Annotated in this window: 13 protein-coding genes; 8 read left to right on the top strand and 5 right to left on the bottom strand. The window is 63.1% G+C overall.

What is annotated here, in order from left to right; translation table 11 throughout:
- Window positions 1–98: 98 nt before the first annotated feature.
- From AC0L3E_RS29480 to AC0L3E_RS29515, 8 genes are all read left to right on the top strand, one after another.
- Complete coding sequence (locus AC0L3E_RS29480; RefSeq protein WP_013531836.1) at window positions 99–413, top strand: ArsR/SmtB family transcription factor; 315 nt, start codon at window positions 99–101, stop codon at window positions 411–413.
- Window positions 410–901: an SRPBCC family protein gene (locus AC0L3E_RS29485; protein WP_128308675.1), complete on the top strand. Its 492-nt coding sequence runs from the start codon at window positions 410–412 to the stop codon at window positions 899–901. Before AC0L3E_RS29480 ends, AC0L3E_RS29485 begins: the two co-directional genes overlap by 4 nt.
- Window positions 902–925: 24 nt before the next feature.
- Window positions 926–1531 (top strand): ATP-dependent Clp protease proteolytic subunit, encoded by a 606-nt coding sequence (locus AC0L3E_RS29490; RefSeq protein WP_127270740.1) that lies wholly within the window; start codon window positions 926–928, stop codon window positions 1529–1531.
- 92 nt (window positions 1532–1623) lie between these two features.
- Window positions 1624–1920 carry a hypothetical protein gene (locus AC0L3E_RS29495; protein ID WP_128308674.1) on the top strand — a complete coding sequence of 99 codons (297 nt, stop codon included), beginning with the start codon at window positions 1624–1626 and terminating at the stop codon, window positions 1918–1920.
- A gap of 718 nt (window positions 1921–2638) precedes the next feature.
- Entirely contained in the window at window positions 2639–5560 is a 2922-nt protein-coding gene (uvrA, locus tag AC0L3E_RS29500; protein ID WP_256746438.1) for an excinuclease ABC subunit UvrA, read from the top strand.
- 31 nt (window positions 5561–5591) lie between these two features.
- Window positions 5592–6062: a GNAT family N-acetyltransferase gene (locus tag AC0L3E_RS29505; RefSeq protein ID WP_127270122.1), complete on the top strand. Its 471-nt coding sequence runs from the start codon at window positions 5592–5594 to the stop codon at window positions 6060–6062.
- Between the two features lie 23 nt (window positions 6063–6085).
- Entirely contained in the window at window positions 6086–6907 is an 822-nt protein-coding gene (locus AC0L3E_RS29510) for a DUF72 domain-containing protein (RefSeq protein ID WP_473606310.1), read from the top strand.
- A 115-nt stretch (window positions 6908–7022) separates the two neighbouring features.
- Window positions 7023–8174, top strand: a complete 1152-nt coding sequence (locus AC0L3E_RS29515) for a GGDEF domain-containing protein (protein WP_128308208.1) — start codon at window positions 7023–7025, stop codon at window positions 8172–8174.
- Window positions 8175–8223: 49 nt separating this feature from the next.
- Here AC0L3E_RS29515 and AC0L3E_RS29520 read toward each other — a convergent pair whose 3' ends face one another.
- The 5 genes from AC0L3E_RS29520 to urtB form a co-directional block, all read right to left on the bottom strand.
- Window positions 8224–8400, bottom strand: coding sequence for a hypothetical protein (locus AC0L3E_RS29520; RefSeq protein ID WP_081738697.1), 177 nt, complete (start codon window positions 8398–8400; stop codon window positions 8224–8226).
- Between the two features lie 271 nt (window positions 8401–8671).
- Complete coding sequence (gene urtE, locus AC0L3E_RS29525) at window positions 8672–9367, bottom strand: urea ABC transporter ATP-binding subunit UrtE (protein ID WP_023813006.1); 696 nt, start codon at window positions 9365–9367, stop codon at window positions 8672–8674.
- 69 nt (window positions 9368–9436) lie between these two features.
- Window positions 9437–10183, bottom strand: coding sequence for an urea ABC transporter ATP-binding protein UrtD (gene urtD, locus AC0L3E_RS29530; RefSeq protein ID WP_127271299.1), 747 nt, complete (start codon window positions 10181–10183; stop codon window positions 9437–9439).
- A 6-nt stretch (window positions 10184–10189) separates the two neighbouring features.
- The gene (gene urtC, locus AC0L3E_RS29535) at window positions 10190–11422 is read right to left on the bottom strand and encodes an urea ABC transporter permease subunit UrtC (protein WP_473606311.1); all 1233 of its coding nucleotides are present in this window, start codon (window positions 11420–11422) and stop codon (window positions 10190–10192) included.
- Entirely contained in the window at window positions 11419–13032 is a 1614-nt protein-coding gene (gene urtB / locus AC0L3E_RS29540) for an urea ABC transporter permease subunit UrtB (RefSeq protein ID WP_127271301.1), read from the bottom strand. The genes urtC and urtB overlap by 4 nt, the downstream gene beginning before the upstream one ends.
- Window positions 13033–13220 lie beyond the last annotated feature (188 nt).

Raw genomic sequence — 13220 nt, forward strand, 5'->3', positions numbered from 1 at the left:
CTGCTTATTGTCAAGGAATGGCAGCAACGCCGAAGCCGATCATATGGGCCTGAAAAGACCGCTTGCCAAATCAATAAGTATGCACTTATGCTTTTGGCATGATCGAAGCAGAGATTTTTCGCGCACTGGCCGACCCGACGCGCCGCGCCGTCTTTGAGCGGCTGGCCGCCGGCGAGATGAGCGTGTCGGAATTGCGCACCGGGATGACGGTGTCGCAGCCCGCGGTGTCGCAGCATCTGGCGGTGCTGCGTGGCGCCGGGCTGGTGGTCGAGCGGCGAGCCGGCCGCAACGCCTATTACCGCGCCGATCCGCAGGGGCTCGCCCCCTTGCTCTCCTGGATCGAACGCTACCGGACCTTCTGGCCGGAGCGCATCGAAAGGCTGAAGGCGGTTTTGAAGGACATGGATCAATGAAGAAGGCGGGATTAGCGGCCAACGACGGCCAAGGCGACGCCGCGGATGCGCTCGAGTTCGAGTACGAGCTTGCCGAGCCGCCGGAAAAGGTATGGCGGGCCCTGACCGTACCGGAATTGCTGGCCGCCTGGATGATGCCGAACGACATCAGCCCCGAGATCGGCAACCGTTTTGCCTTCGCCGGACCGGAAACGCCGGTCGAATGCGAAATCCTCGACGCCGAACCCGGGAAGCTGCTGCGCTATTCCTGGCGGGAGCAGCCGGGCGACGCAGCCAGGCAGGATCCGCTCGACAGTACCGTCACCTTCACACTTGCCCGAACCGTTTCCGGCGGCACGCATCTGCGCATTGTCCATGACGGCTTTGCCCGCAAGACCATGCCTGCCGTCGCCATGGCAGGCGCCGGCTGCCGGGTTTCGCTCGGTGCGAACAGGTCATCTAAGCCAATCGCCGCAAACACGCCTCGCCTCCTGCTTCGCGCGGCCTGAAAACAAAACGGACGGAGAGAGACAATGAGCGGTGTTGCCAGTCTGGTGCCGATGGTCATCGAGCAATCGAGCCGCGGCGAACGTGCCTTCGACATCTTTTCGCGGCTGCTGCGCGAGCGCATCATCTTCATCAACGGCGAGATCAACGACGACATCTCGGCGCTGGTCTGCGCGCAGCTTTTGTCGCTGGAATCGGACAATCCCGACAAGGAGATCTCGCTCTACATCAACTCGCCGGGCGGCGTGGTGACCAGCGGCTTCGCCATCTACGATACGATGCAATATATCAGCTGCCCGGTGTCCACCGTATGCATGGGCTTTGCCGCCTCGATGGGCTCGTTCCTGCTGATGGCAGGCACACCGGGGCGCCGGATTTCCCTGCCGAATGCCACTATCCTGCTGCATCAGCCGCTGGGTGGGTTCCAGGGCCAGGCATCCGACATCCAGCGCCATGCCGAGCGCATCGGCCGGACGAAACGGCACATGGCCGAACTTTACGCGCAGCATTGCGGCCGCAGCTATGAAGAGGTGGAACGCACGCTCGACCGCGACCACTTCATGACCGCCCGCGAGGCCCAGTCCTGGGGCATCGTCGACCATGTTTTCGACACGCGAAAGAAGGCGGCGTAAGCCAGGGCCGGATCGGAGACCGTCCGGCAGGTAGTCGAAGATTTGACGATGCCGGTCTGGTTCCATCGGCGGCGCGCCACTATAGTCCTGGGATGACCGACACTCATCAGTCCAGATCATTGCACCGCGTCATCGCCGTTGCAGCGCTCGCCATTGCGGGCCTCATCGGCGGCGCGGCACTTGCCGAAGACAGTTCGCCGTGGGCGCAAAAAGGCGCCCTGCCCGGCGTGACCGGCGACTACCGCATCGCCAAGCCGGCTCCCGAGCCGGACGATGCGCTGCCAGCCGTCGAGAACGGCACATTCAAGATCGGCGATACGGATGTCAGGATTTCCGGCAGCATCACCGTCGATGTCGGCGCCGGCTCGATCGGGCCGCCGCGCCACTGACAGTTCTGACGCGTGCTGCGCTGCGCCTGTCGCCAACAGACAGTCCGCACATGAAAACGGCCCCGCCGTGCCTTGGGCAAACGGACGGGGCCTTTTTGGATCTCAAATCCAATTTTACCGGGAGTGTACTGCCGGCGTTTGATTTCGGATGCACCGCGGCATTCAGCCGACGATCCGACTAGCAGTCTCTGATTTTTACGGGAGATGGCAGGTCACGGTTTGCCGGCTGGCGAAAACGCTGAACCCTGGCACTTATGCCTGCCTCGGCTCCAGTGACAACTGGAACCCTAGGGGACGATCCGGTGGCGTCATAGCTCCGCTCCTCTGTCCGTTGCGATTGTTTGTCAATTCGAAGCACACATCGCAAATGCCTGCGGCGTCTCGCAGGCCGCCTTTGGGCGGCGAGGCCATCGAAAGACGGCCGGCTTCGTTGACTGCTGGAGACTGCTCCCGTCAGCTGGTGGCGTCAACCATCAATAGCCGGTTACCGAAAAATGTGATCGCTAGGAGGTTACGTGCAGGTCAGTTTTTGCACAGCTTTGTCAGGAGCGTGTTCGGCCTTTGTTCTTTCCGCTTGCCCGTTCACGCGAAAGACGCTTAAACGCTCTCGTCGGGAATTGTGGCGTATCTCGACGTGGCGGCAAAACTACCTACATAGGGGATGGCCGGGAAAACCCGCCATTCCAGGAAATTCCAGATTCTGAGGCGGCGACCGGCTATGGCCGACCATAAATATCTTTCCATTCGCGGGGCGCGCGAACACAATCTGAAGAATGTCGATCTCGACTTGCCGCGTGACAGCCTGATTGTCATGACCGGCCTGTCGGGGTCCGGCAAGTCATCGCTGGCCTTCGACACGATCTATGCCGAGGGCCAGCGCCGCTACGTCGAAAGCCTGTCGGCCTACGCGCGGCAATTCCTTGAGATGATGCAGAAGCCTGACGTCGACCAGATCGACGGCCTGTCGCCCGCCATTTCCATCGAGCAGAAGACCACCTCGAAGAACCCGCGTTCAACGGTCGGCACCGTCACCGAGATCTACGACTACATGCGGCTCCTGTTCGCCCGCGTCGGCATCCCCTATTCGCCGGCCACCGGCCTGCCGATTGAGAGCCAGACGGTTTCGCAGATGGTCGACCGCGTGCTGGCGATCGAGGAAGGCACGCGCCTGTTCATCCTGGCGCCGATGGTGCGCGGCCGCAAAGGCGAGTACCGCAAGGAATTACTGGAACTGCAGAAGAAGGGCTTTCAACGCGTCAAGGTCGACGGCGTCTTCTATGAGATCGCCGACGTGCCGGCGCTGGACAAGAAGTACAAGCATGACCTCGACGTCGTCGTCGACCGCATCGTCGTGCGCGGCGATCTGGCGACGCGGCTTGCCGATTCCATCGAAACGGCGCTGAAGCTGGCCGATGGGCTGGCGGTCGCCGAATTCGCCGACAAGCCGCTCGATTCCAGCCAGACCGGCGAGGATTCGGTCAACAAGTCGAAGAACGAGACGCATGAGCGCATCCTGTTCTCGGAAAAGTTCGCTTGCCCGGTCTCCGGCTTCACCATTCCGGAAATCGAACCGCGCCTGTTCTCGTTCAACAACCCGTTCGGCGCCTGCCCGACCTGTGACGGTCTCGGCAGCCAGCGCGCCATCGATGGCAATCTGATCGTGCCGGACGAGAACATCTCGCTGCGCGACGGCGCCGTCAGCCCGTGGGCGAAATCGACTTCCCCCTATTACGCGCAAACGCTGGAAGCGCTGGGCAAGGCCTATGGCTTCAAGCTTGGCGACAAGTTCAAGGATTTGTCCGAAGAGGCCAAGGAAGCTATCCTGCACGGCACGGGTGAGCGCGAAATCACCTTCCAGTATGATGACGGCCTGCGCTCCTACAAGACCACCAAGACCTTTGAAGGCGTCATTCCCAATCTCGAGCGGCGCTGGAAAGAGACCGAATCCGCCTGGATGCGTGAAGAGATCGAGCGCTTCATGTCGGCCACGCCCTGCCCGGCCTGCAAGGGGTATCGGCTGAAGCCGGAGTCGCTGGCGGTGAAGATCGCAGGCAGACATATCGGCGAAGTCACCGAGCTTTCCATCCGCAAGGCCGACCAGTGGTTCACCGACCTGCCCGCGTCGCTCAACGACAAGCAGAACGAGATCGCGGTGCGGGTGCTCAAGGAGATCCGCGAGCGGCTGCGCTTCCTCAACGATGTCGGGCTCGACTACCTGACGCTGTCGCGCAATTCCGGCACGCTGTCAGGCGGCGAGAGCCAGCGCATCCGGCTGGCATCGCAGATCGGCTCCGGTCTCACGGGCGTGCTCTATGTGCTGGACGAGCCGTCGATCGGCCTGCATCAGCGCGACAATGCCCGCCTGCTCGATACGCTGAAGCACCTGCGCGATATCGGCAACACGGTGATCGTCGTCGAGCATGACGAGGACGCCATCCTGCATGCCGACTATGTCGTCGACATGGGTCCGGCCGCCGGCATCCATGGCGGCGAGATCATCGCCCAGGGCACCCCGCAGCAGGTAATGGCCAATCCCAATTCGATCACCGGCAAATATCTGTCCGGCGCGCTCGAAGTGGCGACGCCCGGCGTGCGGCGTGAAGCGAAGAAGAACCGCCGCCTGAAGATCGTCGGCGCGCGCGGCAACAATCTGAAGAACGTCACCGCCGAAATACCGCTCGGCACCTTCACCGCCGTCACCGGCGTGTCGGGCGGCGGCAAGTCGACCTTCCTGATCGAAACCCTGTTCAAGGCTGCCTCGCGCCGCATCATGGGCTCGCGCGAGCACCCGGCCGACCACGACCGCATCGAGGGCCTCGAATTCCTCGACAAGGTCATCGACATCGACCAGTCGCCCATTGGCAGGACTCCGCGTTCGAACCCCGCCACCTATACCGGCGCCTTCACGCCAATCCGCGACTGGTTCGCCGGCCTGCCGGAGGCCAAAGCGCGCGGCTACCAGCCCGGCCGCTTCTCCTTCAACGTTAAGGGCGGCCGCTGCGAAGCCTGCCAGGGCGACGGCGTCATCAAGATCGAGATGCACTTTTTGCCCGACGTCTACGTCACCTGCGACGTCTGCCACGGCAAGCGCTACAACAGAGAGACGCTCGACGTCGTGTTCAAGGGCAAGTCGATCGCCGATGTGCTCGACATGACGGTCGAGGAAGGCGTCGACTTCTTCGCCGCCGTGCCCGGCGTGCGCGACAAGCTCGACACGCTGAAGCAGGTCGGCCTCGGCTACATCCATATCGGCCAGCAGGCGACGACACTGTCCGGCGGCGAGGCGCAGCGCATCAAGCTCGCCAAGGAACTGTCGCGCAAGGCGACCGGCAAGACGCTCTATATCCTCGACGAGCCGACCACCGGCCTGCATTTCCACGACGTCGCCAAGCTGTTGGAAGTGCTGCATGAACTGGTCGACCAGGGCAACACGGTGGTGGTCATCGAGCACAATCTCGAAGTGATCAAAACCGCCGACTGGGTGCTCGACCTCGGCCCCGAAGGCGGCGACGGCGGCGGCGAACTGGTTGCCTCCGGCACGCCGGAAGCGATCGTGCGCGAGAAGCGCAGCTACACCGGCCAGTTCCTCAAGGAGCTTCTGGAGCGGCGCCCCGGAGGCAAGCGCGAAGCGGCGGAGTGATCGGACCGGTTGGCGCCTGGAGAGCTTTTGAATGAAAATCAGAAGAGCGCTTGCCGGTGATCTCCAAACCGTCGTCTCGCTGACGCAAGCGGCCTATGCGCCTTACACTGCACTGTTAGGCGCACCGCCGATCCCAGTCACCGAGGACTACGCGCCGCGCATCGCGCGTGGCGAGGTGTGGGTGTTGGAAAGTGGCGGCGGACTTGCCGGACTGATCACGCTGGAACGGCATGACGACCACGCGATGATCTTCTCCGTCGCGGTCTCTCCTGACTTTCAGGGCAAGGGCTTCGGCATTGCGCTGCTGAAACACGCGGATGAGCTGACCCGTCTCTGGGGCCTGCCCGAGGTGCGGCTTTACACCAACGCCAGGATGGAACGGAACATCGCGCTCTATCTGGCCTATGGTTTCCACGAAACGGGTCGCCGGCCCAATCCCTACCGGCCGGGATGGGTGCTGGTCGACATGGCGAAATCGGTCCACGAGAGCACAGCGGCCTGATTTCTGAACTTGGGAGGATGACAATGAGCACATCGGGAACGATCCACGCCGGCATGGGCGGCTGGACCTTCGAGCCCTGGGATACGTCCTTCTATCCCGACAAGCTCTCCAAGGCCAAGCAGCTGAACTACGCCACTCGCCAGGTGCCGAGCATCGAGGTCAACGGCACTTACTATTCCAGCTTCAAGGAACCGACCTTCGTCAAATGGGCCAACGAGGCGCCGGACGGTTTCGTGTACTCGCTAAAGGGCAACCGCTTCGTCACCAACCGGCGCGTGCTGGGCGAGGCCGGCGAATCGATGACGCGCTTCCTCGGCTCGGGCGTTGCCGCACTCGGGGAAAAGCTCGGGCCGATCCTGTGGCAGTTCGCGCCGACCAAGAAATTCGATCCGGACGATTTCGAAGCCTTTTTGAAACTGCTGCCGGAAAAGCAGGACGGCGTTGCGCTGCGCCATGCGCTCGAAGTCCGCAACGACAGTTTTGTCGTGCCGGAATTCGCAGCACTTGCCCGAAAATACAAGGCCGCGATCGTCTACGCCGACCATGCCAAATATCCCGATATCGCCGACGTCACCGCCGATTTCGTCTACGCCCGGCTGCAGACCGGCAGCGATGACAATCCAGACTGCTACACGCCGAAAGGCCTCGATGAATGGGCCGCGCGGGTAAAGATCTGGGCGCAAGGCAAGCAGCCGGCCGACCTGCGGCGCGCCGACCCCGCCACCGATGCGCCGGTCAAGCCGCGCGACGTGTTCGTCTACTTCATCACGGAGGGCAAGGTGCGCGCGCCGTTCGGCGCCATGGCACTGATGAAGCGGGTGGACCAGGATCTGTCGGTGCCCTGACGCTGCGGAATCATGGCATCTTCGCCATCGTCGTAACCTTATCGATACCTCCTTGCTGCATGAATCCAGCTGAACCAGTCGCAAATCTGGGCCGCCGCGGGCAAGGACGAGGGGCATGTCGCTCGACTACACTTCACTTCTGCTGGCTGTCGGTTTTTCCGCTGCCTGCCTGAGCCTGACCTTGTTTGGCATGTGGCTGACCGCTCGCTCGGAAAAGTTCCTGCTGACATGGGCGGTCAGCCTGGTGTTCGTGGTCGGCGATATTTTTTTCTATGACGCCTATATCGATATGCCCGGGCGCCTGCTGGGCATCGCCACGCTGGCTTTCCTCCTGCTCGGTTTCTCGACAATGCTGGGCGCGGCCTACCAGTTCAGAACCGGCGGCTCGCCAGTGCCGCGAACGGCGTTTGGCAGCGCCATTTCGCTGGCCGTGACATTGCCTCCCATGGCTCTAGGCTATGACGGGCTGGGCTTCATGTTCGAAAATGCCTTCGCCGCCTTGCTTCTGTTCGCAACGGCGGTCGAATACTGGAAAGGCCGCGACGAAGCCCCTGCCCTGACAACCGGTATCACCGCGCTCTATTCGGCCACGGCCGCATCCTTTGCTCTCTGCGCCATGGTTTTGGCCTGGGAGGGAAAGCTGGTCCTTGGACATGCGCCAAGCAACTGGGCCGAGGAACTGAGCCTCATCATCGTCATTGCCAGCATGACCGGCATCGGAGCGCTTTCCCTGGCCCTGAACCAAGGGCGTCTGGCCCGGCATCACCGCCACAATGCCCTGACCGACCCGCTGACCGGCCTGCTCAACCGCCGCGCCCTATTCGACCTGCACGGCGATGCGCCGGTCGGTGCCTTCACGGCGGTGGTCGTCTTCGACCTCGACAACTTCAAGGCCATCAACGACGAATTCGGCCACGCCGCCGGCGATGAGGTGCTGAAGGTATTTGCACGGGAACTCGCCAGCAATCTTCGCCCGGGCGATGTCGCCGCGCGCATGGGCGGCGAGGAATTCGCGCTGGTGCTGAAGCGGACCTTGCCCGAAACGGTGGAGGCCACCGCCGAGGCCATCCGGGCAGCTTTCGCCGCGCACCGCATCGAAACCGAGACAGGCTCGCTGATATGCACGGTCAGTGCCGGATTTGCTTTCGGCACCAAGGAAGGCCTCGGCTTCGACAAGGTGCTCAATGCCGCCGACAAGGCGCTCTACGACGCCAAGCGCAGTGGCCGAAACCGCGTCACCGCCTCTCCGCTCAGGCGCGCAGGCTGATCGCGTGTGTCAACACCGGCCTCTGATCGTGGCGAGACGAATGCAGCTCCTAGGCCGCCATGACAATCTCATTGAAGGTATCGAGATCGACATAGAAGACCTTGGTGATCTCCTCGATCAGATCGTCGTAATCGCAGCCCTGTGATCTCAAGATGTTGATGGCAGCGATGATATCGACACGTTCGATAAGCCGCCGCTTCTGGTAATCCTCGACGTAACGTTCCATGGCTGTCCCTTAGCCTGTGTGCCCAAACGCGTTTGAACGACAGAGATCGCAGGAGGGAAGCTAGGCAGCCTTGCTTGCGTGAAACTTGCCCGGCATTGGCCGTGCTCCTCGATCTGCGATAAACCAGACTGGTACGGAAGCGGCCGACTCACAAAAGCCTAGGAAAAGACTAGCACGCAGCTGCCGATGCACCAGAGACGCTGGTGCAGGGCCGGAGAAATACTGGACTTGCCAAGGACTTCGGATCGTCAACTGAAGTGCGTTGGCGATTCTAGACCGTCAGGAACTTCCTGACATCAGCACGGTCCAGATCTTCCGCCGGACCGGTATGGACGATCACGCCACGGTCCATGATGTTGACCTCGTCGGCCAACTCGCGGCAGAAATCGAGATATTGTTCGACCAGAAGCACGGCGATGCCGGCCTGGTCACGCAGGTAGCGGATGGCGCGGCCGATGTCCTTGATGATCGACGGCTGGATGCCCTCGGTCGGCTCGTCGAGCACCAGCAGTTTCGGCCGCATCACCAGCGCCCGTCCGATGGCGAGCTGCTGCTGCTGGCCGCCGGAAAGATCACCGCCGCGGCGGCCGAGCATCTGCTTCAGCACCGGGAACAATTCGAAGACATGCGCCGGAATGTTGCGGTCGGCCCGTTTCAGCGGCGCAAAGCCTGATTCCAGGTTCTCCCGCACGGTGAGCAGCGGAAAGACCTCCCTGCCCTGCGGTACGAATGCGATGCCCGACCGGGCGCGGTCATACGCCGCGCTCCGGTCGAGCGCCTTCCCCTCGAAGGCAACGCTTCCGCTCGTCAGCCGGTGGTGGCCGACGATCGATCTCATCAAACTGGTCTTGCCGACGCCGTTGCGGCCGAGCACGCAGGTGATCTTGCCGGCGCCCGCCTTCAGCGACACGCCGCGCAGTGCCTGGGCGGCGCCGTAGTGCAGCGTGGCATTGGAAACTTCGAGCATGTCAGCGCCTTTTCCAGAACCGCAGAAACGACAGATCGAAATGATGGAACTGCACCCGCCAGACCATGCTCATCTCCCCAGATAGACTTCGACGACACGCTCGTCGGCCGACACGAAATCGAGTGTGCCTTCCGAGAGCACCGAGCCCTCATGCAGGCAGGTGACCTTGACGCCGAGCTCGCGCACGAAATGCATGTCATGCTCGACGACGATGACCGAATGGTCGCGGGCAATATCCTTGAGCAGCCGCGCGGTCTCCTCGGTCTCGGCATCGGTCATGCCGGCGACCGGTTCGTCGACCAGAAGCAGTTTCGGGTCCTGCGCCAGGAGCATGCCGATCTCGAGCCACTGCTTTTGTCCATGGCTCAGATTGGCCGCCAGTTCGTCACGCTTGTCGCCAAGCCGGATGATGCCGAGGATGTCATCGATCTGCCGCGTCTCGGCGGTCGAGCGGCGATGGAACAGCGCCGGGAAGATCGAGCGCGGTCCCTTCAGCGCCAACATCAGGTTTTCCTCGATCGTGTGGCTTTCGAACACGGTCGGCTTCTGAAACTTGCGGCCGATACCCATCATGGCGATTTCGGCCTCGTCATGCTTGGTCAGATCGACCTGGCCGTCGAAGAACACGTCGCCTTCGTCGGGCCGCGTCTTGCCGGTGACGATGTCCATCATCGTCGTCTTGCCGGCGCCGTTGGGGCCGATGATGGCGCGCATCTCACCCTTGTCGAGCACCAGCGACAGATTGTTGATGGCGCGAAAGCCGTCGAAGGAGACCGAGACGCCGTCGAGATAAAGGATCGTGTTCGACTTTGACATGGTCGCTCACTCCGCCGGCTGCGGTTCGGGGTTGCTGGCGGACCAGTCGCCGGGCTTGCTCGCCTCGCCGCGAACGATTTTAGCCGGCGTCGGAACGTCGGGGTCGCTGCCGGCTTCCTCGGCAATCGAAGCTGCTCGCAACGCCTTGGCGTTGCCGCGCCAACTGTCCCACATGCCGATGATGCCCTTGGGCAGCAAAAGCGTGACGGCGACGAACAGCCCGCCCAGTGCAAACAGCCAGAACTCCGGTAGCACGCCGGTGAACCAGGATTTGCCGGCATTGACCAGCAACGCACCGATGATCGGCCCGACAATGGTGCCGCGTCCGCCGACGGCGGCCCAGACGACGACTTCAATCGAATTGGCCGGCTCGAACTCGCCCGGATTGATGATGCCGACCTGCGGCACGTAGAGCGCGCCGGCTATGCCGGCCATGACAGCCGAGACGGTGAAGGCGAACAGTTTCACGTTCTCGGCCCGCCAGCCGAGGAAGCGCGTGCGGCTCTCGGCATCGCGCACCGCCATCAGGAGCTTGCCGTATTTGGAGCCGACGATCGCCCAGGTGACGAAGACGGCAAGTGCCAGCATCACGGCGCTGGCGGCGAACAGCGCCGAACGCGTCGCGTCGGCCTGCACGTTGAAGCCGAGAATATCCTTGAAATCGGTCAGGCCGTTGTTGCCGCCGAACCCCATGTCGTTGCGAAAAAAGGCAAGCAGCAGCGCGTAGGTCATCGCCTGGGTGATGATCGAGAGATAAACGCCGGTGACGCGGCTGCGGAAGGCGAACCAGCCAAAGACGAAAGCGAGCAGGCCGGGCACCGCGAGCACCATGAAGCCGGCGAACCAGAAGTGGTCGAAACCGTACCAGAACCAGGGCAGTTCCTTGTAGTTCAGGAACACCATGAAATCGGGCAAGATGGGATTGCCGTAAACGCCGCGCGAACCGATCTGGCGCATCAGATACATGCCCATCGCATAGCCGCCGAGAGCGAAGAAGGCGCCGTGACCGAGCGAGAGGATGCCGCAATAGCCCCAGACCAGGTCAAGTGCCAAGGCGAGCAGCGCATAGCAGAGATATTTGCCGGTGAGCGCAACGATATAGGAAGGGACGTAGAAGGCGCTGGTGGGAGACACCGCAAGGTTGAGCAGCGGCACAAGGACGGCCACCGCCAGCAGGATGAAGATCGTGATGGCGATGCGGCGGTCCGCGCCGGCGGCAAAGAAGCGTCCCGTGATCATGCTTCCACCGCCCTGCCCTTGAGCGCGAACAGGCCGCGCGGGCGCTTCTGGATGAACAGGATGATCAGCACCAGCACGACGATCTTGCCGAGCACCGCGCCCGCATAGGGCTCGAGGAACTTGTTGACGATGCCGAGCGAGAAGGCGCCGACCAGCGTGCCCCACAGATTGCCGACGCCGCCGAAGACGACGACCATGAAGCTGTCGATGATGTAGCCGCGACCGAGATTGGGCGAGACGTTGTCGATCTGGCTGAGCGCGACGCCGGCAATGCCTGCAATGCCGGAGCCGAGCGCGAAGGTCAGCGCGTCTACCCATGGCGTCCTGATGCCCATCGAGGCGGCCATGCGCCGGTTGGCGGTGACGGCGCGCATCTGCAGGCCCCAGGGCGTGCGCTTCATCACGTAGAGCAGGATGCCGAAGACAGCGAGCGCGAAAACCAGGATCCACAGCCGGTTCCAGGTGATCGCCAACTGGCCGAGATTGAACGAGCCCGACATCCAGGATGGGTTGCCGACCTCCTGGTTGGTCGGCCCGAAGATCGAGCGCACGGCCTGTTGCAGGATCAGCGAGACGCCCCATGTCGCCAGCAGCGTTTCAAGCGGCCGGCCATAGAGGAAACGGATGACGCCGCGCTCGATGATCAGGCCAACCAGGGCCGCAACGAGGAAGGCGAGCGGCAGCGCAATGACCAGCGACCAGTCGAACAGGCCGGGAAAGGAGGTGCGGATCACCTGCTGGACGACGAAGGTCGTGTAGGCGCCGAGCATGACCATCTCGCCATGCGCCATGTTGATGACGCCCATGACGCCGAAGGTGATGGCAAGGCCGATTGCCGCCAGCAGCAGCACCGAGCCCAGCGAGATGCCGTACCAGATGTTCTGCCCGGCATCCCAGAAGGCCAGCGTCGAATTGATGTTGGCGATTGCGGTCGTCGCCGCTTGCTTGACCGCGTCGGTGGAATTCGCCTCGACCGAGGTGAGCAGGGAAACCGCATCGCGGTCGCCACGCGCGCCGATCAGGGCAATTGCAGCGAGCTTGTCGGCTTCAGGCCGGTCGGAGACCAGAACGGAGGCGGCACGAGCCTGTTCGAGCAGCGCCTTGACGCTGGCCACGGTCTCACTGGCGATTGCCGTGTCGAGCGGTCCGATGTTTGCGGCGTCGGGCGTCTTGAACATGGTGTCTGCGGCGGCAACACGCACGGCCGGGTCCTTGGCGCCGAGCGTCAGCGTGCCCAACGCATCGCGTATGACGCGACGCAGCGTGTTGTTGACCTTGATCTTGGTGATGCCGTCCTTGGCCGCCTCGCCCGACGCCTCGCCGCTCAACGGGTCGGAAAGCTGGACGCTTTCGCCCGCTTCCTTGCCGACAAACACAAGGGAATCAGCCTTGCGGACATACAGGTTGCCGTCGGCAAGTGCCGCAAGCGGCCGCTCTACCGCCGGATCGCCGGCGGCCGCCAGTTCGTGGACGACGGCCCCGATCTCGGAAAAGCCCTTGGCCGTGGCGAATTTGGCGATGATGCCGCGCAGATCGGCTTCGCCGGCGCCGGAGGACGACAGCGTCGCCAGCAGGAACAACAGCATCAAACCCGTGCGGATCAAGATCATCGGTCTCTGGTAACCCCTGAAGGTTGAAGTGGGCGTGGGGGGGGGGGGGGGGGGCCCCCCGCCCCCCCCCCCGCGGGGGGGGGGGGGGGGGGGGGGGAGGGGGGCGAGACGGGGGGGGGGGGGGGGGGGGGGGGGGGGGGGGGGGGGGGGGGGGTGGAGTTGGGGGGGGGGGGCGGGGAGGGGGGCGG

The sequence above is a fragment of the Mesorhizobium sp. WSM4822 genome (assembly GCF_055811155.1).